This window comes from Pseudomonas asturiensis, from assembly GCF_900143095.1.
In the GTDB taxonomy this organism is placed as follows: Bacteria; Pseudomonadota; Gammaproteobacteria; order Pseudomonadales; family Pseudomonadaceae; genus Aquipseudomonas; species Aquipseudomonas asturiensis.
In genome coordinates, this window is the sequence record NZ_FRDA01000025.1 from 1 (window position 1) to 22526 (window position 22526).

Consider the following 22526-nt stretch of genomic DNA (forward strand, 5'->3'; position numbering starts at 1 on the left):
TCGATGAAGCGTTCGACAAAGGAGGCGACGAAAACTCGGAAAGCCTGGGTTACAAGATGGGACAGGCCGCCGCCATCAGCATCGGTGCGATTGCGAGCGGTGGCAGCGGTACAGCCTCCAAATCACTGACCCTGTCCCGAATGGGCATCGACATTTCCAGCAAGAAACTCGAAGAAATCGCCACCACTGTCAAACTCAAAGGCCTCAAGAAAGAAATCGCCGAACTGGAGCGGCCGCCGGGCAGGGACTCGGATGTTCCGATGATCGAGCCGGAAACCCCACCCCGCGTTGCCGATGCGGAGAGCCGGAAGATTACGCTGCCCTCTTACTACCGTGAAGATAGCTCGGCGGGAGCATCCTTCAACAAAACGGGAGGTCTGCCTGAGGGCTACCAGCGAGTCATCAACACCAGGACCGGAAACGTGGAGGTTGCCGGCCCTGACGGCACGCTCTACCTCCAGACAGCAGACGGTGGACTCACACCCAAGGCTGGGGGTAATCTGGCCCAGTTGGTTAAGGCTGAGCGTGAGATTGCTGAGGCGAAAGCGACTGTTGCAGATGAAGTGCCAGCTACTTCTGCAATTGCGCGTGTTGGGCTAAGAGACGATCTGGCCGCCCAAGCAGGGATTCCTCGAAATATTGCTGAATCGCCGTCTAGCATGTGGGGTAAATCAATTGATGATATCAAGCAGTCGCTAACGCTTGATGGTGCGAGCCTTACGCCGAAAGCACCATTGGCTGGTACTTCAGGTAAAGCACAGGTCTTTAACGTTGAAGGACACCCGAAAATAAAAGAGGTAGAGTTCCATCCGGGCGGAGGGACCCACGGTGATAGTCCGTACTATAAGCTTGTTAGTACTGAGAAGATTGACAATAAAAATATAGAAATACGCGTAATTGATCCATCGCCTGATTTTAGTCCGGGCACCATTACGCGTTATCAACAATATTATGACACCCAAGGAAATCGTCTTAAATATGAAGGCGGTGAGTGGAAGGGCTGGAAGTGATCGATGAGAAATTTATTCCCTGATTTATACTCTGACCTTGTTCCAGGCATTTCAGCAGCAGGGTTCTCTTTAGGTGAATCGTTTTCCAACGTTAGCGAAAAAGTTGGGATGGTTGAGTGGTATGGTCCGGAAGTAGCTGTTCGAGATATTCTCCTTAATAGCAAGTCTTGGATCGGAGTTAAGAGAAGGATCGGTTTTGGCAATGAGCTTTTATTGTCATATCGATTTATGAATGAGTCGGTCTCACTGTACTTCGAAAACAGCGAAAGACTTTATAGAATCTCAGTAGGTGAAGGGTATCATGGCAAATTTAGTGGCGTCAGCGTAGGCGATGATCTTCGAAGTTTAGAAAGGGGTTTTGATATTTTGTTCAATGATGCGGATGATGACTTTCTTCTAAAAGAAAGTGACAGCATATTGACGGGCGTTAGTTTTATTACGGACTACAGAGCTTCCTTGGAAGATGCACCAGAACAAGTTATCAAGTTTATATCAATACATGACTGGTCCCTTCGGTAAAAAACAGCTTCAACGTAACGCTCCGAGTTGATCAAGCATTTTCAGTTTGGTCCACAACTGCAAGGCCGGTGCCGTAAGAGGCGTTGCCTTCTGTGAGGCCAAGCGCAATATCATCACCAGCCTGGTGACCGGTATCGCGGCCATGGACAGCGCATCCGGCGCGGCCACGGCGAGCAATGCGGCGACCGCCAACGTCGATAACAACTGGCTCGCCACCCAACAGGAAGTGCAGTACAAAAAAGAACTCGCCGAGGCCAAAACAATCAGCGAAGAGCTGCGCGTCGTTGCGAAGTGGGAAGGCACTTCCATGCCCCAGAATGTCCTGACCGGCACAGGCATCGCCAAAGGCTTCACCGAGGGCATGGCGGGTACAGGCCTCGACACGCTCAACAGTGCCGTCAGCTTCCTGCGCGACCCCAAGGAAAGCCTGGTCGCGATGAAGGGGTTTGCCGCGTCAAACTCTATGCTGACACGGCGGGCTTCCGGTCAAACGACCAAGCAGCTCGCGTTCAATCGACTGTCGATTTGCTCTACCGGCCATCATCATTACTGCAGACCACATCTGACTGAATTGCCAGATGTCTCTTACCCAATACCCAGCCCTATCAGACAGACGCTCGCGATTCTTGAATGGAAAAATACGCGCCGAGCATTGGTCTTGTTCATCCACAAGATCCATCGATAGAGATCTGGACTTGAACAAGCGGAAATTTCGGTATCAGGGCCATTTTGGCGTGGTCTTCAACGTCACTTCGTTTACCGTCGCGCCATCGGATCGCCCCGTGTTGCGTCAGGTCTTTTTCTGCGAGCCTGGATCGCAGTGCTACAAAGTCAGCGACCTCATCGTTGAAACCTACGACCGAATGCTTGCTGATCAGCGACCGTGCGACATAGTGGTAGCGATTTCCAACCCGCTAACCCGAGAACAGGCTGATCTGTTCAATCAACAGCGTATCAAGATAAGTGCAGTTGCTGCGGGCGCCGTCAGTTTAGCGGCGAAACCCGGGGGTATTTATGGCGCTCCTGCAGGGCCGGCGGTATCGGCATTTGTGTACAGTCGTTTAGAAGCCCGCCATGCAGGCGACGTGATTGTGGCGGTCGATGCCAAAGTCGTGGGTGGCATTGGTCCACAGCACACTTCAACATCACTGCTGATCAAGGTCGGAGGCGGCAGCCAATGAGCGACGTCATCATCATCGGCATTTCCCTGGCGGCAGGCCTGTTGATGTCATTCGGAGTACAGCCTCCACGCTGGAGGGTAGGGCTGGGCACTTCGCTGATTGCGGCAAGCCTGATCGCCATTTTCTTGCTGCCTCTCGCACCCGAGGGCTTTCATTATGTTTACGTCGCTGCCTGGGCTACAGGACTCGATCTTGTTCTTAACCGCAACCGGTATGTAGTCGCTCACGATGGGAAGTAAGCACTTCCCCTGCGCCGCTCTGCCTGTGTACCATCTTCCACGGGCCGATGCTGCCCGCCGCTCGCTCCGAAAGGAAAGGTGAAAGCATTTCTTCTTCCAACTCAATCGCATCTTCTGAACCGGTCGAGGCTTGGCAACGCGAGCACCCGCATGCTTCGACTCCGGGAGGAATGATGTTATCCATCGAGAAAGCCAAGCAGTTCGCCAAGACGTTGCGTGCGTCGCTGGAAGCCCGTGATCAGCCTGTGTCTCACTCTGCGGCCCTGGAGCTGGTAGCGCAGCAATTGGGTTACAAGGACTGGAATACCGCCTCGGCGCTGTTGCCTCAAGACCCGGCGCAACCTGCGATCACGTTCAAGAGCCCGATACCGATATTACGGATGTTCGACGAGGCCAAAGCACGTGAGTTCTACCTGGACTTCCTGGGCTTCAGTGTGGAGTTCGAGCACCGTTTCGAGGCTGACTTACCTTTGTATCTGGGCATTATCCGAGACGGGTTGCGGCTGCATTTATCCGAGCATCATGGCGATTGCAGCCCCGGCTCGACGGTGTTCATCCCTATGCAGAATATTCAGATGTTGCGGGACGAGTTGCTGGCCAAGCGTTATGGCTACGGCCGCCCTGATATTGTCGAGCAGGGTTGGGGGAAAGTGCTGGAGGTTCACGATCCATTCGGAAACAGGATTCGGTTCTGTGAGGATTGAGCAACCTTTCACCTCATCCCGCGTTTGATGAAGACGTGCATTCGATTTCGGGTGCACGTTTCCATGTGTCGAGCCAAGCGCGGAGGAAGAAATATACCGATCTCTGCCATGCATTCGTTTTTGATATGGCCTGACAACATTGTTCGCGCACCGAAAGGGTGGCGAGTTCTTGCCCCAAAAAAAAGCCAACGCTTAATAGCGTTGGCTTTTTTGTCTAGCGCGATTCAACTCATGGTGAGCGCTCTCATTTATCTTGAGAACCTACACGTTGTCAGAAGTCCAGATTGGACACTGCCAGCGCGTTGCTCTCGATGAAGTCACGGCGTGGTTCGACCGCATCACCCATCAGGGTGTTGAAGATCTGGTCAGCGCCGATGGCGTCTTCGATGGTGACCTTGAGCATGCGACGCACGCTTGGGTCCATGGTAGTTTCCCACAGCTGATCCGGGTTCATTTCACCCAGACCTTTGTATCGCTGAATGGTGTGACGCTTGGTGCTTTCTGCCATGAGCCAGGCGAGGGCATCCTTGAACTCGGTAACCTGCTTCTTGCGCTCGCCACGTTGCACGTAGGCACCTTCTTCCAGCAAGGAACTGATCTGCAGGCCCAGCGCTGTGACGGTCTTGTAGTCGTTGCTGCCAAAGAAGTCGCGGTTGAAGGTGACGTAGTTCGACAGGCCGTGGGAGATCAGTTCGACCTCTGGCAGCCAGACGTTACGTTCACGGTCTTCGCGCAGGCTGGCCTTGTACACCAGACCCGACTTCTCACCGGTGCGCAGACGGGCATCGAACAGGTCGAGCCACGACTGCATGGCGGCGTGGTCTGAAAGCTGCTCCAGCGTGACGGGCGGCAGGTAAACGAAGTGCTCGGTCAGTTCCTGTGGGTACAGGCGCGACAGACGCTTGAGCGTCTTCATGACCATGCGGAAGTCGTTGACCAGGCGCTGCAGCGCCTCACCGGAAATGCCCGGCGCGGAGTCGCTGAGGTGCAGGCTGGCGTCTTCCAGAGCCGACTGGGTCATGTACTCTTCCATGGCCTCGTCGTCTTTGATGTACTGCTCCTGCTTGCCTTTCTTGACCTTGTACAGCGGCGGCTGAGCGATGTAGATGTAACCGCGCTCGATCAGCTCGGGCAACTGACGGAAGAAGAACGTCAGCAACAGGGTACGGATGTGAGAACCGTCGACGTCAGCATCGGTCATGATGATGATGTTGTGATAACGCAACTTGTCGATGTTGTACTCTTCGCGGCCGATGCCGCAGCCCAGCGCGGTGATCAAGGTGCCCACTTCCTGCGAAGAGATCATCTTGTCGAAACGTGCTTTCTCGACGTTCAGGATCTTGCCCTTGAGCGGCAGGATGGCCTGGGTTTTACGGTTACGCCCCTGCTTGGCTGATCCGCCAGCAGAGTCCCCTTCCACCAGGTACAGTTCAGAGAGGGCAGGGTCTTTCTCTTGGCAGTCGGCGAGTTTGCCCGGCAAGCCGGCAATGTCCAACGCACCTTTACGGCGGGTCATTTCACGGGCCTTGCGTGCAGCTTCACGAGCGCGCGCGGCGTCGATCATCTTGCCGACAACAGCCTTGGCTTCGTTCGGGTTTTCCAACAGGAAGTCCGAGAAGTATTTGCCCATCTCTTGCTCAACGGCGGTTTTGACTTCGGACGAAACCAGCTTGTCCTTGGTCTGCGAGCTGAACTTGGGATCGGGCACTTTCACCGAGATAATTGCGGTCAGGCCTTCACGCGCATCGTCGCCGGTCGTGGCAACCTTGTGCTTCTTGGCCAGGCCTTCCTGCTCGATGTAGTTGTTCAGGTTACGTGTCAACGCAGAGCGGAAACCAACCAGGTGAGTACCACCGTCGCGCTGCGGGATGTTGTTGGTGAAGCACAACAGGTTTTCGTTGAAGCTGTCGTTCCACTGCAGGGCAATCTCGACACCCACACCATCGTCACGCTGGACGTTGAAGTGGAACACTTCGTTGACCGGCGTTTTGTTGGTGTTCAGGTATTCAACGAATGCACGCAAACCGCCTTCGTACTTGAACAGTTCTTCCTTACCGCTGCGCTCGTCTTTCAGCATGATGCCGACGCCGGAGTTCAGGAAGGACAGTTCACGAATCCGCTTTGCCAGGATGTCCCAGCTGAAGTGGATGTTCTTGAACGTGTCGGCAGACGGCTTGAAGTGGATCTGGGTACCGGTCGTATCGCTCTCGCCTACAATCTTCATCGGTTCCTGTGGAACACCATGAACGTAGGTCTGTTCCCAGATCTTGCCGCTGCGACGCACGGTCAGCAGCAGAATTTCCGAAAGGGCGTTTACAACGGAGACACCCACACCGTGCAGGCCGCCGGAGACCTTGTACGAGTTATCGTCGAACTTACCGCCTGCGTGGAGCACGGTCATGATGACTTCGGCTGCCGACACGCCTTCTTCTTTATGCACGTCTACCGGAATACCGCGGCCGTTGTCGCGAACGGTGATCGATTCGTCGGGGTGGATGATGATACTGATGTCGTCGCAATGGCCTGCCAGCGCTTCGTCGATCGAGTTATCAACTACCTCGAATACCATGTGATGCAGACCGCTACCGTCGTCTGTATCGCCGATGTACATTCCGGGACGCTTGCGTACGGCATCAAGTCCTTTCAGCACTTTAATGCTGGACGAGTCGTACGTTTGATTTTCGCTCATGCAATCACTCCCGATGGTCGTGGGTCTGGGTGATACGGCCTTGTTCCACGTGGAACAAAGCGACTGGCGTTTCCGTCTGCCAGCCTTCCCTCAAAAATTCTTGATCTACACAGGTGATAAAAACCTGGCAGCGTAATTCTTCCAGCAAACGGCAGAGCGCTCGGCGATGGTTGTCATCCAGTTCGGAGGGCAGGTCATCGACGAGATAGATACACTGGCCGCGTCGGGCCTGGCTAACCAGATGCCCTTGAGCAATGCGCAACGCACAGACCACCAACTTCTGCTGACCCCGCGACAAAATATCCGCGGCGTTATGAGCGCCCAATCTAAGGCGCAGGTCAGCGCGCTGTGGTCCGGCCTGGGTATGGCCCATCTGCTGATCGCGATTCAGGGAAGAAGCGAGCACTGTGCTCAGCTCTTTTTCCTTGTCCCATCCTCGGTAATAGCTCAGGGTCAAACCTTCAAGCTCAACAAGTTCGCTCAAAGTTTGCTCAAAGACTGGCTTCAATGCCTTGATGTACGCTCGACGAAACTCATCGATTTCGTCACTCGCAAGGCACAGCTCTCGGTCCCATGCCGCCTGCGAAGCGGCGTCAAGTGTACCATGCCGAAGCCACGAGTTTCGCTGCCTCAAGGCCTTCTGGAGGCGCTGCCACGTGGCCATGAAACGAGGTTCCACGTGGAACACTCCCCAGTCCAGAAACTGCCTGCGAATCTTTGGCGCACCCTCAAGCAATCTGAAGCTGTCCGGGTTGATCAATTGCAGAGGCAGAATCTCGGCGAGCTGCGCTGCGCTGCGTGCATTCTGGCCATCGATGCGGATCTGGAATTCACCCTGTCTGTCACGTGAAACACCCAGGCTGCTATGACCGCCCTGGGCGAGTTCAACCTGGCCGAACACTGTGCAAGAGGGTTGCTCGTACTGGATGACAGGAAGCAGACGGCTGCTGCGAAACGACCGGGCGATACCCAGCAGATGGATGGCTTCCAGCACGCTGGTCTTGCCGCTGCCGTTGGCACCGTGAAGGATATTGATACGCGGGGAGGGGGAGAGGGTCACCGGGTGCAGATTGCGCACCCCGGTGACCGAGATGCGGCTAAGAGACATCTAGGTTGCGCTGTGCATGGATTACAGACGCATCGGCATGACGACGTAAGCCGAGTCGTCGTTGTCCGATTCCTGCACCAGCGCACTGCTGTTGGAGTCAGACAGAATCAGACGCACTTGTTCAGTGGTCATGACACCCAGCACGTCGAGCAGATAGCTCACGTTGAATCCGATCTCCAGAGAAGCACCGTTGTACTCAACGCCGATCTCTTCTTCTGCTTCTTCCTGCTCAGGGTTGTTCGCCTGAATCTTGAGCTGACCATTGGCCAGTTGCAGGCGAATGCCACGGTACTTTTCGTTGGACAGAATCGCCGTTCGGCTGAAGGCTTCACGCAACGCCTGACGATCTCCGAGTACCAGCTTGTCGCCGCCTTTTGGCAGAACGCGCTCGTAGTCGGGGAATTTGCCATCGACCAGTTTGGAGGTGAACGTGAACTCACCCGTCGTGGCTCGAATGTGGTGCTGACCCAGAACGATGCTGACCAGGCCGTCTTGCTCGGTGAGCAGGCGCGCCATTTCCAGAATGCCTTTGCGTGGCACGATGACTTGATGACGATCGGCATGTTCGATGTCTGCCGTCATGGAGCACATCGCCAGACGGTGACCGTCTGTGGCAACAGCGCGCAACACGCCTGCACTGACTTCCAGCAGCATGCCGTTCAGGTAGTAACGGACATCCTGTTGAGCCATGGCGAAGCTGGTGCGCTCGATCAGACGGCGCAGTTTGCTCTGCACCAGTTCGAATTTCAGCGAGCCCGGGCCTTCTTCGACGGTCGGGAAATCATTGGCTGGCAACGTCGACAGCGTGAAGCGGCTGCGACCGGCCTTGACCACCAGCTTGGCGTCGTCGACCTTGATGTCGATCAGCGCGTCATTGGGCAGGCTCTTGCAGATGTCCATCAGCTTGCGCGCAGGGACGGTGATTTCCCCTGGCTCGGCAGGCTCTTCCAGCTGGACACGCCCAACCAGTTCCACTTCAAGGTCCGTACCGGTCAGCGACAGTTGCTGACCTTCGACGACCAACAGCACATTGGATAGCACCGGCAAGGTCTGGCGGCGTTCAACCACGCCGGCGACCAATTGCAGGGGTTTCAACAGGGCTTCGCGTTGAATGGTGAAATGCATGGTCTAGTCCCTTGCCTTAATAAGCTGCACTGGCGTCATCACGTGGTCAGAGTTCGCAGCAGGTTCTTGTAGTCCTCGCGGATATCCGCGTCGGATTCCTTGAGTTCGTTGATCTTTCTGCAGGCGTGCAGAACAGTGGTGTGGTCCCGTCCGCCAAACACGTCGCCGATCTCGGGCAGGCTGTGGTTGGTCAGCTCCTTGGAGAGCGCCATTGCGACCTGCCTCGGTCGCGCGACAGAGCGCGAACGTCGCTTGGACAATAGATCGGAGATTTTGATCTTGTAGTACTCGGCCACCGTGCGCTGAATGTTATCCACACTCACCAGCTTGTCCTGGAGCGCGAGCAGGTCTTTGAGCGACTCACGGATCAGCTCGATAGTGATGTCTCGGCCCATGAAGTGCGAGTGGGCGATAACTCGCTTGAGCGCACCTTCCAGTTCACGGACGTTGGAGCGAATACGCTGGGCTATGAAGAACGCCGCATCGTGGGGCAGATCGACCTTGGCCTGGTCTGCTTTCTTCATGAGAATCGCGACGCGGGTTTCAAGCTCTGGAGGTTCGACCGCAACGGTCAGGCCCCAGCCGAAACGCGACTTGAGGCGCTCTTCAAGGCCTTCAATCTCTTTCGGATAACGGTCGCTGGTCAGAATGACCTGCTGTCCGCCTTCCAGCAACGCGTTGAACGTGTGGAAAAACTCTTCCTGCGAACGCTCCTTACGAGCGAAGAACTGAATGTCATCGATGAGCAACGCATCGACCGAACGATAGAAACGCTTGAACTCGTTGATCGCATTGAGCTGCAGCGCCTTGACCATGTCGGCGACGAAGCGCTCCGAATGCAGGTAAACCACCTTGGCATTGGGGTTCTTCTTGAGCAGGTGGTTGCCCACCGCGTGCATCAAGTGAGTTTTACCCAGGCCCACACCGCCGTACAAAAACAGCGGGTTGTAGCCATGCTTGGGGTTATCTGCCACCTGCCAGGCGGCAGCACGTGCCAGTTGGTTGGACTTACCTTCGACGAAATTCTCGAAGGTGAACGTGCGGTTCAGGTAACTGGTGTGCTTGAGCGCACCTTCGACCTGCACGGTCCGTTGTTCGGCACGTGCCGGTGCCTGCTGTGAGCTGGCACCTGCCATCGGATCGAAGCTGTCGCGGGACGGTTCATCGTGAGTCGTTGCAGTCTGGACCGCAGGCGACGGCGTTACCGCTGGAGCTGCCTGAGCCGGTGCGGGAGCGGGAGCAGGCGCGTTGTTATTGACTGACGAGGCAGACAAGGCCTGCGAAGCGGCAGCGGCCAACGGTGCATTGGGAGCAGCACGAGGCGCGGAGCTGCGTTTGCTTCCTATTAATAAGGAAAGCGAGGGCGCCATGCCCTGACCACGCTCACCCAGAAGCTCGAGCAAACGACCGAGGTATTTTTCATTGACCCAATCGAGTACGAAGCGGTTCGGTGCATAGACGCGCAACTCGTCGCCTTCGGCTTCGACCTGTAGCGGACGGATCCAAGTGTTGAATTGCTGGGCAGGCAGCTCCTCGCGCAAAAGCTCCACGCACTGCTGCCAAAGTTCCACTGACACGGATATCCCCTAAGTTGAAAGCCGGTGAGGCAAAAACAGCCGCCATTGTAACGATCCGGGGAAGACTTATCCACATGTAGCGTATGCACAGAGGGCTATAAATCAGTCATTTATGACCCTGAAACATGACGAACGGTATGTGAATAAGCCCTGTGGATAAACCAGCCTCAGCCCGTTGCATAACCCGGGTCGTAAATCTGTGGATAACCAGCCTGTGGATAAGATCGCATTCCATGCACAGCTTTTCCGAAGGCCTGGCACAGGCAAAGCACCGCTTCTGGACAACCTTTTGAAACGCTGTACACCTTGCTGTTAAAGCCTTTCAGGATGTTATCCACAGATATCCGCTGCGTAAGAATTATAAGCTTTATAAAGAAGCTTTAAATACTCTCTCTTCTTATTTCTATAACGGGCCAACCCGGGTGCGGACAAAAAGGCTGGTCGGAAGGGCAAATGACCTCTGTCGGAGCTATATGAAGAAAAACTGGTTGGAAATTGACCTGAGGCCCTGCTTTCTCTAGAATCCCCGGTCTCTTAAAACGGGGGCCATTCCGGCCCGTAGTGGACGAACCAGGTAACACGCCATGAAACGTACTTTCCAACCCAGCACTATCAAGCGCGCCCGCACCCACGGTTTCCGTGCACGTATGGCCACCAAAAACGGCCGTGCAGTCCTGTCGCGTCGTCGCGCCAAAGGCCGTAAGCGTCTGGCAGTTTGATAAATCGGCACAGGAGGTGAGTCGAGACTTCAGTCGGGAAAAGCGTTTGCTGACTCCCCGGCATTTCAAGGCAGTCTTTGACTCCCCTACCGGCAAGGTTCCGGGGAAAAATCTCCTGCTCCTTGCGCGCAACAACGACCTTGATCATCCCCGCCTGGGGCTGGTGATAGGTAAAAAGAGCGTCAAGCTTTCCGTTGAGCGCAATCGTTTGAAACGCCTGATGCGCGAATCATTTCGCCAACACCAAGACAGTTTGGTCGGTTGGGATATCGTTATCGTCGCGCGTAAAGGTTTGGGTGACGTAGAAAACCCTGAACTCATTCAGCATTTCGGCAAACTGTGGAAACGTCTGGCACGTAGCCAGCCTGTTCCCGCGGCAAAATCCGAACCTGCAGGGGTGGACAGTCCCGATGCGTAAACTGGCACTCGTTCCGATCCAGTTTTATCGCTACGCCATTAGCCCGCTCATGGCCAGTCACTGTCGTTTCTACCCCAGTTGCTCCTGCTACGCGTATGAAGCCATCGATAATCATGGCCTTTTACGCGGCGGCTGGCTGACAATTCGTCGCCTGGGTCGCTGTCATCCGTGGAATCCCGGTGGTTATGACCCGGTTCCACCTGTTCCCACCTCCCGTTCTTCTTCGATGGCCGAGTAATCATGGATATTAAACGCACGATCCTGATCGTCGCCCTGGCAATCGTGACCTACGTCGGGGTTCTGAAATGGAACCAGGACTACGGTCAGGCAGCCATGCCGACCCAGAATGTTGCAACCAGCAACACCGCACCGGGTATTCCGGATACGGCTGCTGGTAATAATGGTTCTGCTAGCGCCGATGTTCCAAGCGCCAATGCGACCAATGCCACGGCACCTCTTGAGACTCCGGCCGTAGCCAGCAAAGACCTTATCCAGGTCAAGACCGACGTGCTCGATCTGGCGATCGATCCGGTAGGTGGTGACGTTGTACAGCTTCGTCTGCCTCTGTACCCACGCCGTCAGGATCGTCCTGACGTTCCGTTTCAGCTGTTCGATAACGGCGGCGAGCGTACTTTTCTGGCACAGAGCGGCCTGACAGGGACCAATGGTCCTGATGCGCGTGCTGCCGGTCGTCCGGTTTACACCTCGGCGCAGAAGACTTATCAACTGGCTGACGGCCAGAACGATATGGTCGTTGACCTGAAATTCTCGGAAAACGGCGTCAATTACATCAAGCGCTTCACGTTCAAGCGCGGCCTGTATGACCTGGTCGTGACGTACGTTGTGGATAACCAGAGCGCTCAGCCATGGGCCGGTAATCTGTTCGCGCAATTGAAGCGCGATTCCAGCTCCGATCCTTCGTCGACCACTGCTACCGGCACCGCAACCTATCTGGGTGCTGCCCTGTGGACAGCGGCCGAGCCCTACAAGAAAGTGTCGATGAAAGATATCGACAAGGGTCAGGTCAAGGAGACGGTTAATGGTGGTTGGGTTGCATGGTTGCAACACTACTTCGTGACCGCGTGGATCCCTGATCACAACGCAACCAACGTCGTTCAGACCCGCAAAGACAGCCAGGGTAACTACATCATCGGCTTCACCAGCCCGACGTTGTCCGTTGCTCCGGGTGCCAAAGGCGAAACCACTGCAACGTTGTACGCAGGTCCGAAAAGCCAGGCGGTACTCAAAGAGTTATCCCCAGGCCTTGAGCTGACTGTCGACTACGGCTTCCTGTGGTTCATTGCCCAACCGATCTTCTGGTTGCTGCAACATATTCACGCCATTCTGGGCAACTGGGGCTGGTCGATCATTGTCCTGACCATGTTGATCAAAGGCCTGTTCTTCCCGCTCTCGGCAGCCAGCTACAAATCCATGGCCCGCATGCGTGCCGTGGCGCCGAAACTGGCGCTGCTGAAGGAACAACATGGCGATGATCGCCAGAAAATGTCCCAGGCCATGATGGAGCTGTACAAGAAAGAGAAAATCAACCCGCTGGGTGGATGCTTGCCGATTCTTGTACAGATGCCGGTTTTCCTTTCGCTGTACTGGGTTCTGCTGGAAAGCGTGGAAATGCGTCAGGCTCCGTGGATCCTGTGGATAACCGACCTGTCGATCAAGGACCCGTTCTTCATCCTGCCGATCATCATGGGCGCAACCATGTTCATCCAGCAGCGTTTGAACCCGACTCCGCCGGATCCGATGCAGGCCAAGGTCATGAAAATGATGCCAATCATCTTCACGTTCTTCTTCCTGTGGTTCCCTGCCGGTCTGGTTCTGTACTGGGTTGTGAACAACACCCTGTCGATCGCACAGCAGGCCTACATCACTCGCAAGATCGAAGCGGCTACCAAGAAAGCAGCTGCCTGATCTAACCTGTGAATAAGTTCTACAAAGCGCCCCCTCGTGGGGCGTTTTGCTATCTGTCAGTTGTACAGGAGCCGGACCATGAACGTTCCTCGTGAAACCATCGCCGCCATCGCTACCGCTCAAGGTCGGGGTGGCGTCGGTATCGTCCGCATCTCAGGGCCGTTGGCCAGCAAGGCTGCGCACGCCATTATCGGCCGAACGCCCAAACCGCGTTATGCCCATTACGGACCGTTCGCCGATGCCAACGGCCAGGTTCTGGACGAAGGCATCGCTCTGTATTTTCCCGGCCCGAACTCGTTTACTGGTGAGGACGTGCTGGAACTGCAGGGCCATGGCGGTCCTATCGTGCTCGACATGTTGCTGCAGCGTTGTCTGGAACTGGGCAGCCGACTGGCACGTCCTGGGGAATTCAGTGAACGGGCATTCCTCAACGACAAGCTGGACCTTGCGCAGGCCGAGGCCATTGCCGACCTGATCGAAGCCAGTTCTGCACAGGCTGCGCGTAATGCACTGCGCTCGCTGCAGGGCGTTTTTTCCCAGCGTGTGGATAACCTCACCGAGAAACTGATCAGTCTTCGAATCTATGTCGAAGCGGCCATCGACTTTCCGGAGGAGGAAATCGACTTTCTCGCCGACGGTCATGTGCTGACCATGCTCGATGACGTGCGCGATGAGTTATCCACAGTCCTGCGCGAGGCCGGTCAAGGCGCCTTGTTGCGTGATGGCATGACGGTGGTGATCGCAGGTCGTCCCAATGCGGGAAAATCCAGCCTGCTCAATGCACTGGCCGGGCGCGAAGCGGCCATCGTGACCGAAATCGCCGGCACCACGCGCGACGTGTTGCGCGAACATATCCACATTGATGGCATGCCGTTGCACGTGGTGGACACTGCCGGCTTGCGCGACACACAGGATCAAGTGGAGATGATTGGTGTACAGCGCGCACTCAAGGCCATTGGCGAGGCCGATCGAATCTTGCTGGTAGTAGATGCCACAGCACCAGAAGCCAGTGATCCCTTTGCCCTGTGGCCCGAGTTCCTCGAGCAACGCCCGGACCCGGCCAAGGTCACGCTGATCCGTAACAAGTCGGACCTCAGCGGCGACAGAACTGAACTTGAAACCAGCCATGACGGGCACGTGACCATCAGCCTCAGCGCCAAGGCGGGTGGGGAAGGCCTTGAACTGCTGCGTGAACACCTCAAAGCGTGCATGGGGTACGAACAGACGTCGGAAAGCAGCTTCAGCGCCCGTCGCAGGCACCTTGAGGCATTGCGACATGCCAGCGACTCCCTGGAGCACGGAAGGGCACAATTGACGCTGGCGGGTGCAGGAGAGCTGTTGGCCGAGGATTTACGCCAGGCGCAGCAGTCGCTTGGTGAAATCACCGGTGCCTTCAGCTCCGATGACCTGCTCGGCAGGATCTTCTCCAGTTTCTGCATCGGAAAGTAGCCAGGCAACACGCTGACGCCCTCTGTTTTTGAACAGGGGCGTCAGCATCCGGGCACCCGTCATGTCACTCACGACACCACGGGAAGGACACGGCAATCGGTCCTGCGTCCTGTTGATAAGTCGTCACATCAATCCACATCCCAGCCCATGCGCGGCTCACTGGCAACCAGATTTGTCGCTGAGTGAGCATGTCCGTGCATATCGTTCGTCCAGAAAATACGATTTTTGACCGCTGTGGAATTCATCCACGACCGAGTAACGCCTCTCAAAACGTACCCGGCGACGGCATTTCATCATTTTCTGTGAAATAAGCCCTGTGCATAACCGCGCCTTAGCTCGGTTGATAACCGGGGTTGAAAGCTGAAGATAAACCTGCCTGTGGACAAATGGCACTTTAATCCACAGGCTCAGGACGGTTATCCCAAACCCTCATTGGCACCTGACCACAGACTTTTGATTCTCTGTACACATTGAAAATAAAGGTCTGTAGCGATCTATCCACAGAAAGTAGGCTCAGTAAGAATAAACATAAAAACAAGGCTTTATAAACTTTCTTTCCTTTTTATTTTCTTTATCCGCGAGTTTTCCACAGCTGGTTAAATTTTGTGCAACGGGTTTCATTCAGGTGGGGTAAGTCCCTATACTTGTCAGCTATCCCAATTTCCCATCGACAACAGGCACGAGGTGCGTGGTGGATTTCCCTTCCCGTTTTGAAGTGATCGTCATCGGTGGCGGTCATGCCGGTACCGAGGCCGCACTTGCGTCGGCACGCATGGGTGTCAAAACCCTGCTGTTGACGCATAACGTGGAAACCCTCGGCCAGATGAGCTGCAACCCCGCTATCGGTGGCATCGGTAAAAGCCATCTGGTCAAGGAAATCGACGCCCTTGGCGGCGCTATGGCCATGGCCACCGACAAAGGCGGTATCCAGTTTCGCGTGCTGAACAGCCGTAAAGGTCCGGCGGTGCGGGCAACCCGTGCGCAGGCAGACCGGGTTCTGTACAAGGCTGCAATACGTGAAACGCTCGAAAACCAGCCGAACCTGTGGATATTTCAGCAATCCTGTGACGACTTGATCGTCGAACAGGACCAGGTACGCGGTGTTGTGACCCAAATGGGTCTGCGTTTCATGGCCGGCTCCGTCGTGTTGACCACCGGTACGTTCCTGGGCGGTCTTATCCACATCGGTATGCAGAACTATTCCGGTGGCCGTGCGGGCGATCCACCTTCCATCGCACTTGCACGCCGTCTGCGTGAACTGCCTTTGCGGGTCGGGCGCCTGAAGACAGGCACGCCACCGCGTATCGATGGTCGCTCTGTCGATTTTTCGGTGATGACCGAACAGCCGGGCGATACGCCGATTCCGGTCATGTCGTTCATGGGGTCCAAGGAACAGCATCCGGCGCAAGTCAGTTGCTGGATTACTCACACCAATGCGCGGACGCACGAAATCATCGCGTCCAACCTTGATCGCTCGCCGATGTATTCCGGGGTAATCGAAGGCATCGGCCCGCGTTACTGCCCGTCGATCGAAGACAAGATTCATCGCTTTGCCGACAAGGAAAGCCATCAGGTCTTCATCGAACCGGAAGGACTGACCACCCATGAGCTGTACCCGAACGGGATTTCCACGTCGCTGCCGTTCGACGTTCAGTTGCAGATCGTTCGCTCGATTCGCGGGATGGAGAATGCGCACATCGTTCGCCCGGGTTATGCCATCGAGTACGATTACTTCGATCCTCGCGATCTGAAGTACAGCCTCGAAACCAAAGTGATCGGCGGCCTGTTTTTCGCAGGCCAGATCAACGGAACAACCGGCTACGAAGAAGCGGGCGCTCAAGGTTTGCTGGCCGGAACCAACGCCGCGCTGCGCGCGCAGGGCAGAGACAGTTGGTGCCCGCGTCGGGACGAGGCGTACATCGGCGTGCTGGTTGATGACCTCATCACGCTGGGTACCCAAGAGCCTTACCGGATGTTCACGTCCCGCGCCGAATACCGTTTGATCCTGCGCGAAGACAACGCCGACCTGCGTCTGACCGAAAAGGGTCGCGAACTGGGTCTGGTCGATGACGTACGCTGGGCTGCGTTCTGCACCAAGCGTGAAAACATCGAACGCGAGGAGCAGCGTCTGAAAAGTACCTGGGTCCGCCCCGGTACCGAGCAAGGCGATGCCATTGCCGCGCATTTCGGCACACCGCTGACGCACGAATACAACTTGCTCAACCTGCTGACGCGTCCGGAAATCGATTACGCCAGCCTGATTTCCCTCACCGGTGAAGGCTGCAGCGACCCACAAGTCGCCGAGCAGGTCGAAATCAAGACCAAATACGCCGGTTACATTGATCGGCAGCAGGACGAAATCGCTCGTCTGCGGGCCAGTGAAGACACGAAGCTGCCTGAAGACATCGACTACGCCGGGATTTCCGGGCTGTCGAAAGAGATTCAAAGCAAGCTGGGGATAACTCGTCCCGAGACGCTCGGACAGGCCTCGCGCATTCCGGGTGTCACGCCGGCAGCGATTTCCCTGTTGATGATTCACTTGAAAAAACGCGGCGCGGGCCGTCAGTTGGAGCAAAGCGCTTGAGTTCTATGGTCACCCCGCAACACGCAGCAGAGTTATCCACCGGTGCCCGTGAACTGGGCATCAGTCTGACCCAGACTCAGCATGAGCAACTGCTGGCGTACCTGGCGCTGTTGATAAAGTGGAACAAGGCCTACAACCTCACGGCTGTGCGCAACCCCGACGAGATGGTGTCCAGGCATTTGCTGGACAGCCTCAGCGTGATTTCCTTCATCGAAGGCGGTATCGAAGGCGAGCGCTGGCTCGATGTGGGCAGTGGTGGCGGCATGCCTGGTATTCCCATGGCCATCATGTTTCCGCAGATGAAAGTCTCGCTGCTGGACAGCAACGGCAAGAAGACTCGCTTCCAGACCCAGGTCAAACTGGAGCTGAAGCTGGATAACCTGGAAGTTATCCACAGCCGTGCCGAAACCTACCAGCCAGCGCTACCGTTCAACGGAATCATTTCCCGTGCGTTCAGCAGTCTGGAAGACTTCACCGGATGGACTCGCCACATGGGCGACACACAGACACGCTGGCTGGCGATGAAAGGGCTGCATCCTGCCGATGAGCTGGTAGCATTGCCCTCGGATTTTCAACTCGATAGCGCACAAGCCTTGACCGTTCCAGGTTGCCAAGGCCAACGCCATCTGCTGATACTGCGCCGCACGGCATGATTGGGAACACAAGCGATAATGGCTAAGGTATTCGCGATAGCGAACCAGAAAGGTGGAGTAGGCAAGACCACCACATGCATCAACCTCGCCGCGTCACTGGTTGCTACCAAACGACGCGTGCTGCTGATCGACCTCGATCCCCAAGGCAATGCGACCATGGGGAGCGGTGTGGATAAACACAATCTGGAGAACTCCGTCTACGACCTGCTGATCGGCGAGTGCGATCTGGCCGAGGCCATGCAGTTCTCCGAACACGGCGGTTATCAACTGCTTCCGGCCAACCGCGACCTGACGGCGGGCGAAGTGGTGCTGCTGGAAATGCAGATGAAGGAAAGCCGTCTGCGCAACGCGCTGGCGCCGATCCGCGAAAACTACGATTACATTCTCATCGACTGCCCTCCATCGCTGTCGATGCTGACGCTCAACGCCCTGGTGGCGTCCGACGGCGTGATTATCCCCATGCAGTGCGAGTATTTCGCCCTGGAAGGTCTGAGCGACCTTGTGGATAACATCAAGCGCATCGGCGAGCTGCTCAATCCGCAACTCAAGATCGAAGGGTTGTTGCGCACGATGTACGACCCGCGCCTGAGCCTGATCAACGATGTCTCGGCGCAGCTCAAGGAACACTTTGGCGAGCAGTTGTACGACACGGTGATTCCACGAAATATCAGGCTGGCCGAAGCGCCAAGTTTCGGCATGCCGGTACTGGCCTACGACAAGTCCTCCCGGGGGGCGCTGGCCTACCTGGCGCTCGCCAGTGAGCTGGTACGTCGTCAACGTCGCGGTACGAAAACCGCTCAGCCAACCTAAGGAATTCCCATGGCCGTCAAGAAACGAGGTCTCGGACGTGGGTTGGACGCACTTCTGAGCAGTCCAACCGTCAGTTCGCTGGAAGAGCAGGCCATCAAGGCGCCCGAACGCGAACTGCAGCATGTGCCTCTGGACATGATCCAGCGGGGCAAGTATCAGCCACGCCGCGACATGGACCCTCAGGCGCTTGAAGAACTCGCGCAGTCGATCAAGGCCCAGGGCGTAATGCAGCCCATCGTGATTCGTCCGATCGGTGACAACCGCTTCGAAATCATCGCCGGTGAACGTCGCTGGCGCGCCAGTCAGCAGGCCGGTGTCGAAACGATTCCGGCCATGGTCCGCGATGTGCCGGATGAAACCGCTATCGCCATGGCGTTGATCGAGAACATCCAGCGCGAAGACCTCAATCCCATCGAAGAAGCGATGGCCTTGCAGCGTCTGCAGCAGGAATTTCAACTGACTCAACAACAGGTGGCCGATGCTGTCGGCAAGTCGCGGGTCAGCGTCGCCAACCTGTTACGTTTGATTGCGCTGCCTGAGGTCATCAAGACCATGCTGTCCCATGGCGACCTCGAGATGGGGCATGCACGTGCCTTGCTCGGTCTGCCGGAAGAGAGGCAGGTTGAAGGGGCGCGACACGTTGTCGCACGCGGGCTGACCGTACGCCAGACAGAAGCACTGGTCAGGCAATGGCTCAGCGGCAAGGAAACCCCTGCTGAACCGGTCAAGACCGATCCTGACATCAGCCGCCTCGAACAGCGTCTGGCCGAGCGTTTAGGGTCTGCAGTCCAGATTCGTCACGGACAGAAGGGAAAAGGGCAATTAGTCATCCGCTACAACTCGCTGGATGAGTTGCAAGGTGTGCTCGCCCACATCCGCTGAAACAATTGCTCCGTAGCGTATAGTCGGAAATCACTACCTGACTGTTGAATAGGGACTTAACCGCCCCTATACTCTGCGCGCATTTTGTCGGCACAAATTATGCCAAGTTACAGATGATGGCGACCGACAGCCAAGGAGCAGATGCGATGGAATCACGCATGCCAGACCGCTTGCCGTTTCATCGCCTCGCGGTTTTTCCGGTTTTGCTGGCTCAATTGATCGTCCTGCTGATAGCCGCATTGGCGCTGTGGCAGTGGCGCGGAGTCGTAGCAGGATACTCAGGGCTCTGTGGAGGCCTGATAGCCTGGCTACCCAATTTATATTTCGCTCACAAGGCGTTCCGGTTTTCCGGGGCCCGAGCCGCTCAAGCCATCGTCCGGTCGTTCTACGCCGGTGAGGCGGGCAAACTTATTTTGACGGCAGTGCTGTTTGCACTGACGTTTGCAGGCGTGAAGCCGCTGGCACCGCTGGCGGTTTTCGGAGTGTTCATGTTGATCCAGGTGGTCAACTGGTTCGCTCCCCTGCTTACGAGAACAAGACTTTCGAGACCTTAGGGCGTTTGAGGCAACCATGGCAGAGCAAACAGCTTCGGGCTATATCCAGCACCACTTGCAGAACCTGACATTCGGGCACCTGCCCAATGGCGAATGGGGCTTTGCCCACACCGCAGCAGAAGCCAAGGAAATGGGTTTCTGGGCTTTCCACGTCGATACCCTCGGCTGGTCGGTTGCGTTGGGTCTGATTTTCGTTCTGATCTTCCGCATGGCGGCCAAGAAGGCGACTTCCGGCCAGCCGGGCGCCCTGCAGAACTTCGTTGAAGTCCTGGTCGAGTTCGTCGACAACAGCGTGAAGGACAGTTTCCACGGTCGCAGCGCGGTCATCGCGCCACTGGCCCTGACCATTTTCGTCTGGGTGTTCCTGATGAACGCCGTCGACCTGGTGCCGGTCGACTGGATTCCTCAACTGGCGATGATGGTGTCGGGCAACGAGCACATTGCGTTCCGTGCCGTTCCGACCACCGATCCAAACGCGACCCTGGGCATGGCCCTGTCGGTCTTCGCGCTGATCATTTTCTACAGCATCAAGGTCAAGGGCATCGGCGGCTTCATCGGCGAACTGACCCTGCACCCGTTCGGCAGCAAGAACATCTTCGTTCAGGCACTGCTGATTCCGGTCAACTTCCTGCTGGAGTTCGTGACGCTGGTAGCCAAGCCGATTTCTCTGGCACTGCGTCTGTTCGGCAACATGTATGCTGGCGAGCTGGTGTTCATCCTGATCGCCGTCATGTTCGGCAGCGGTCTGCTCTGGCTGAGCGGGCTGGGTATCGTTCTGCAATGGGCATGGGCTGTGTTCCACATCCTGATCATCACCCTGCAAGCGTTCATCTTCATGATGCTGACCATCGTCTACCTGTCGATGGCTCACGAAGATAACCATTGAGATCCGCCTTCGGGCGTATCTGATGACCGTCTCGCCGTGCGCGGGACGGTGCCCGCAAGGGCTGATGCAACAAACGATTTTGCTTTACCGCTTTAATTAAAAAAACCTAACCAATACGACGTAAAAGTCGGGAGGAAAGATGGAAACTGTAGTTGGTCTAACCGCTATCGCTGTTGCACTGTTGATCGGCCTGGGCGCACTGGGTACTGCAATCGGTTTCGGCCTGTTGGGCGGCAAATTCCTGGAAGGCGCAGCGCGTCAGCCGGAAATGGTTCCAATGCTTCAAGTTAAAATGTTCATCGTTGCGGGCTTGCTCGACGCCGTGACCATGATCGGTGTTGGTATCGCTCTGTTCTTCACCTTTGCGAACCCCTTCGTTGGTCAACTCGCTGGCTGATCACTCGAATTTTCGAGTTGATTGGTGTGATGGACAACGAACGAGCGAGGTGTTGGCGTGAACATTAATGCAACCCTGATTGGCCAGTCCGTTGCGTTCTTCATTTTTGTGCTGTTCTGCATGAAGTTCGTGTGGCCTCCGGTCATCGCGGCTTTGCACGAACGTCAGAAGAAGATCGCGGATGGACTGGACGCTGCTTCCCGAGCAGCTCGCGACCTGGAGCTGGCCCAAGACAAAGTGGGTCAACAACTGCGCGAAGCTAAGGCTCAAGCAGCTGAAATCATTGAGCAAGCCAAGAAACGCGGTACTCAGATTGTCGACGAAGCCCGTGAACAGGCTCGCGTTGAAGCTGACCGTGTAAAGGCTCAGGCTCAGGCCGAGATCGAGCAGGAACTGAACAGTGTCAAAGACGCCTTGCGCGCCCAAGTGGGCAGCCTGGCAGTCAATGGCGCAGAGAAGATCCTGGGTGCCACAATCGATCAAAACGCGCACGCGGAGCTGGTTAACAAACTGGCTGCTGAAATTTAAGCGAGGGCGATCATGGCAGAACTGACCACGTTGGCCCGACCTTACGCGAAGGCGGCCTTCGAGCACGCGCAGGCCCACCAGCAACTGGCCAATTGGTCAGCCATGCTCGGCCTGGCTGCTGCGGTGTCGCAAGACGACACCATGCAGCGCATGCTCAAGGCCCCGCGACTGACGAGCGCACAAAAGGCCACCACTTTTATTGAAGTGTGTGGCGACAAGTTCGATGCCAAGGCACAGAATTTCATTCACGTCGTTGCTGAAAACGACCGCCTCCCGCTTCTGCCGGAGATCGCCGAACTGTTCGACCTGTACAAGGCCGAGCAGGAAAAATCGGTCGATGTGGATGTCACCAGTGCTTTCGCATTGAACCAAGAACAGCAAGACAAACTCGCCAAGGTTCTCAGTGCACGGCTCGGCCGGGAAGTGCGCCTGCATGCTGCGGAGGATGCCACCCTTATCGGTGGTGTCGTAATCCGCGCCGGCGACCTGGTTATCGATGGCTCAGTTCGCGGCAAAATCGCGCAACTAGCCGAAGCATTGAAATCTTGAGTTTGAAGGGGCAGCAGAG

Annotated in this window: 23 protein-coding genes and 1 pseudogene; 20 read left to right on the forward strand and 4 right to left on the reverse strand. The window is 56.2% G+C overall.

The features are described from left to right. The 6 genes and pseudogenes from BUB69_RS28985 to BUB69_RS26715 all read left to right on the forward strand — a co-directional run. Positions 1–1010, forward strand: a pseudogene (locus tag BUB69_RS28985) (hypothetical protein); the annotation flags it as partial. 3 nt (positions 1011–1013) lie between these two features. Further along, positions 1014–1529, forward strand: a complete 516-nt coding sequence (locus BUB69_RS26695; RefSeq protein ID WP_073172843.1) for a hypothetical protein — start codon at positions 1014–1016, stop codon at positions 1527–1529. Positions 1530–1671: 142 nt separating this feature from the next. Then, positions 1672–2214, forward strand: a complete 543-nt coding sequence (locus tag BUB69_RS26700; RefSeq protein WP_141121916.1) for a hypothetical protein — start codon at positions 1672–1674, stop codon at positions 2212–2214. 10 nt (positions 2215–2224) lie between these two features. Continuing rightward, positions 2225–2710 (forward strand): hypothetical protein, encoded by a 486-nt coding sequence (locus BUB69_RS26705; RefSeq protein ID WP_073172849.1) that lies wholly within the window; start codon positions 2225–2227, stop codon positions 2708–2710. Next, complete coding sequence (locus BUB69_RS26710; protein WP_073172852.1) at positions 2707–2949, forward strand: hypothetical protein; 243 nt, start codon at positions 2707–2709, stop codon at positions 2947–2949. The genes BUB69_RS26705 and BUB69_RS26710 overlap by 4 nt, the downstream gene beginning before the upstream one ends. A 173-nt stretch (positions 2950–3122) precedes the next feature. Beyond that, positions 3123–3653, forward strand: coding sequence for a glyoxalase superfamily protein (locus BUB69_RS26715; RefSeq protein WP_175561866.1), 531 nt, complete (start codon positions 3123–3125; stop codon positions 3651–3653). Positions 3654–3924: 271 nt separating this feature from the next. Here BUB69_RS26715 and gyrB read toward each other — a convergent pair whose 3' ends face one another. From gyrB to dnaA, 4 genes are read right to left on the reverse strand one after another with little or no spacing between them, the layout of a single operon-like run. Further along, a complete protein-coding gene (gene gyrB, locus BUB69_RS26720) occupies positions 3925–6342 on the reverse strand; it encodes a DNA topoisomerase (ATP-hydrolyzing) subunit B (RefSeq protein WP_024686648.1) in 2418 nt (805 codons plus the stop codon). A 4-nt stretch (positions 6343–6346) separates the two neighbouring features. Next, complete coding sequence (gene recF, locus BUB69_RS26725; RefSeq protein WP_073172855.1) at positions 6347–7450, reverse strand: DNA replication/repair protein RecF; 1104 nt, start codon at positions 7448–7450, stop codon at positions 6347–6349. A 21-nt stretch (positions 7451–7471) separates the two neighbouring features. Beyond that, positions 7472–8575, reverse strand: a complete 1104-nt coding sequence (gene dnaN / locus BUB69_RS26730) for a DNA polymerase III subunit beta (RefSeq protein ID WP_024694924.1) — start codon at positions 8573–8575, stop codon at positions 7472–7474. A gap of 38 nt (positions 8576–8613) precedes the next feature. Continuing rightward, the gene (dnaA, locus tag BUB69_RS26735) at positions 8614–10152 is read right to left on the reverse strand and encodes a chromosomal replication initiator protein DnaA (protein WP_073172858.1); all 1539 of its coding nucleotides are present in this window, start codon (positions 10150–10152) and stop codon (positions 8614–8616) included. A gap of 584 nt (positions 10153–10736) precedes the next feature. Here dnaA and rpmH point away from each other — a divergent pair. The 14 genes from rpmH to BUB69_RS26805 all read left to right on the forward strand — a co-directional run bounded on the left by rpmH (position 10737) and on the right by BUB69_RS26805 (position 22507). Next, a complete protein-coding gene (gene rpmH, locus BUB69_RS26740) occupies positions 10737–10871 on the forward strand; it encodes a 50S ribosomal protein L34 (protein WP_002551315.1) in 135 nt (44 codons plus the stop codon). 16 nt (positions 10872–10887) lie between these two features. Then, positions 10888–11289 (forward strand): ribonuclease P protein component, encoded by a 402-nt coding sequence (gene rnpA / locus BUB69_RS26745; protein WP_024686644.1) that lies wholly within the window; start codon positions 10888–10890, stop codon positions 11287–11289. Beyond that, positions 11282–11527 carry a membrane protein insertion efficiency factor YidD gene (gene yidD, locus BUB69_RS26750; RefSeq protein ID WP_024686643.1) on the forward strand — a complete coding sequence of 82 codons (246 nt, stop codon included), beginning with the start codon at positions 11282–11284 and terminating at the stop codon, positions 11525–11527. Before rnpA ends, yidD begins: the two co-directional genes overlap by 8 nt. 2 nt (positions 11528–11529) lie before the next feature. Continuing rightward, positions 11530–13215: a membrane protein insertase YidC gene (gene yidC, locus BUB69_RS26755; RefSeq protein WP_073172861.1), complete on the forward strand. Its 1686-nt coding sequence runs from the start codon at positions 11530–11532 to the stop codon at positions 13213–13215. Between the two features lie 78 nt (positions 13216–13293). Beyond that, positions 13294–14664 (forward strand): tRNA uridine-5-carboxymethylaminomethyl(34) synthesis GTPase MnmE, encoded by a 1371-nt coding sequence (mnmE, locus tag BUB69_RS26760; RefSeq protein ID WP_073172863.1) that lies wholly within the window; start codon positions 13294–13296, stop codon positions 14662–14664. A gap of 691 nt (positions 14665–15355) precedes the next feature. Next, positions 15356–17248 (forward strand): tRNA uridine-5-carboxymethylaminomethyl(34) synthesis enzyme MnmG, encoded by a 1893-nt coding sequence (mnmG, locus tag BUB69_RS26765; RefSeq protein WP_073172982.1) that lies wholly within the window; start codon positions 15356–15358, stop codon positions 17246–17248. Then, positions 17245–17901, forward strand: coding sequence for a 16S rRNA (guanine(527)-N(7))-methyltransferase RsmG (rsmG, locus tag BUB69_RS26770; RefSeq protein ID WP_024686639.1), 657 nt, complete (start codon positions 17245–17247; stop codon positions 17899–17901). The genes mnmG and rsmG overlap by 4 nt, the downstream gene beginning before the upstream one ends. Before the next feature lie 18 nt (positions 17902–17919). Then, the gene (locus BUB69_RS26775) at positions 17920–18711 is read left to right on the forward strand and encodes a ParA family protein (protein WP_073172866.1); all 792 of its coding nucleotides are present in this window, start codon (positions 17920–17922) and stop codon (positions 18709–18711) included. A gap of 9 nt (positions 18712–18720) precedes the next feature. Beyond that, positions 18721–19593, forward strand: coding sequence for a ParB/RepB/Spo0J family partition protein (locus BUB69_RS26780; protein WP_024686637.1), 873 nt, complete (start codon positions 18721–18723; stop codon positions 19591–19593). Positions 19594–19739: 146 nt separating this feature from the next. Further along, positions 19740–20147, forward strand: coding sequence for a F0F1 ATP synthase subunit I (locus tag BUB69_RS26785; protein ID WP_004882442.1), 408 nt, complete (start codon positions 19740–19742; stop codon positions 20145–20147). A 16-nt stretch (positions 20148–20163) separates the two neighbouring features. Beyond that, positions 20164–21033: a F0F1 ATP synthase subunit A gene (gene atpB, locus BUB69_RS26790; protein ID WP_024686636.1), complete on the forward strand. Its 870-nt coding sequence runs from the start codon at positions 20164–20166 to the stop codon at positions 21031–21033. A 139-nt stretch (positions 21034–21172) separates the two neighbouring features. Then, positions 21173–21430 carry a F0F1 ATP synthase subunit C gene (atpE, locus tag BUB69_RS26795; RefSeq protein WP_002555987.1) on the forward strand — a complete coding sequence of 86 codons (258 nt, stop codon included), beginning with the start codon at positions 21173–21175 and terminating at the stop codon, positions 21428–21430. A 57-nt stretch (positions 21431–21487) separates the two neighbouring features. Beyond that, on the forward strand, positions 21488–21958 hold the full coding sequence (locus BUB69_RS26800; protein WP_024686635.1) for a F0F1 ATP synthase subunit B: 471 nt from the start codon (positions 21488–21490) through the stop codon (positions 21956–21958). 12 nt (positions 21959–21970) lie between these two features. After that, on the forward strand, positions 21971–22507 hold the full coding sequence (locus BUB69_RS26805) for a F0F1 ATP synthase subunit delta (protein WP_004882439.1): 537 nt from the start codon (positions 21971–21973) through the stop codon (positions 22505–22507). Positions 22508–22526 lie beyond the last annotated feature (19 nt).

Bases quoted from the DNA above. Each gene is read 5' to 3' on its own strand.
- atpE (WP_002555987.1), top strand. From the start codon at position 21,173: ATGGAAACTGTAGTTGGTCTAACCGCTATCGCTGTTGCACTGTTGATC.
- BUB69_RS26775 (WP_073172866.1), top strand. From the start codon at position 17,920: ATGGCTAAGGTATTCGCGATAGCGAACCAGAAAGGTGGAGTAGGCAAG.
- BUB69_RS26695 (WP_073172843.1), top strand. From the start codon at position 1,014: ATGAGAAATTTATTCCCTGATTTATACTCTGACCTTGTTCCAGGCATT.
- recF (WP_073172855.1), bottom strand. From the start codon at position 7,450: ATGTCTCTTAGCCGCATCTCGGTCACCGGGGTGCGCAATCTGCACCCG.
- BUB69_RS26710 (WP_073172852.1), top strand. From the start codon at position 2,707: ATGAGCGACGTCATCATCATCGGCATTTCCCTGGCGGCAGGCCTGTTG.
- rpmH (WP_002551315.1), top strand. From the start codon at position 10,737: ATGAAACGTACTTTCCAACCCAGCACTATCAAGCGCGCCCGCACCCAC.
- atpB (WP_024686636.1), top strand. From the start codon at position 20,164: ATGGCAGAGCAAACAGCTTCGGGCTATATCCAGCACCACTTGCAGAAC.
- BUB69_RS26805 (WP_004882439.1), top strand. From the start codon at position 21,971: ATGGCAGAACTGACCACGTTGGCCCGACCTTACGCGAAGGCGGCCTTC.
- BUB69_RS26780 (WP_024686637.1), top strand. From the start codon at position 18,721: ATGGCCGTCAAGAAACGAGGTCTCGGACGTGGGTTGGACGCACTTCTG.
- BUB69_RS26715 (WP_175561866.1), top strand. From the start codon at position 3,123: ATGTTATCCATCGAGAAAGCCAAGCAGTTCGCCAAGACGTTGCGTGCG.
- mnmE (WP_073172863.1), top strand. From the start codon at position 13,294: ATGAACGTTCCTCGTGAAACCATCGCCGCCATCGCTACCGCTCAAGGT.
- BUB69_RS26700 (WP_141121916.1), top strand. From the start codon at position 1,672: ATGGACAGCGCATCCGGCGCGGCCACGGCGAGCAATGCGGCGACCGCC.
- yidD (WP_024686643.1), top strand. From the start codon at position 11,282: ATGCGTAAACTGGCACTCGTTCCGATCCAGTTTTATCGCTACGCCATT.
- yidC (WP_073172861.1), top strand. From the start codon at position 11,530: ATGGATATTAAACGCACGATCCTGATCGTCGCCCTGGCAATCGTGACC.
- gyrB (WP_024686648.1), bottom strand. From the start codon at position 6,342: ATGAGCGAAAATCAAACGTACGACTCGTCCAGCATTAAAGTGCTGAAA.
- dnaN (WP_024694924.1), bottom strand. From the start codon at position 8,575: ATGCATTTCACCATTCAACGCGAAGCCCTGTTGAAACCCCTGCAATTG.
- BUB69_RS26785 (WP_004882442.1), top strand. From the start codon at position 19,740: ATGGAATCACGCATGCCAGACCGCTTGCCGTTTCATCGCCTCGCGGTT.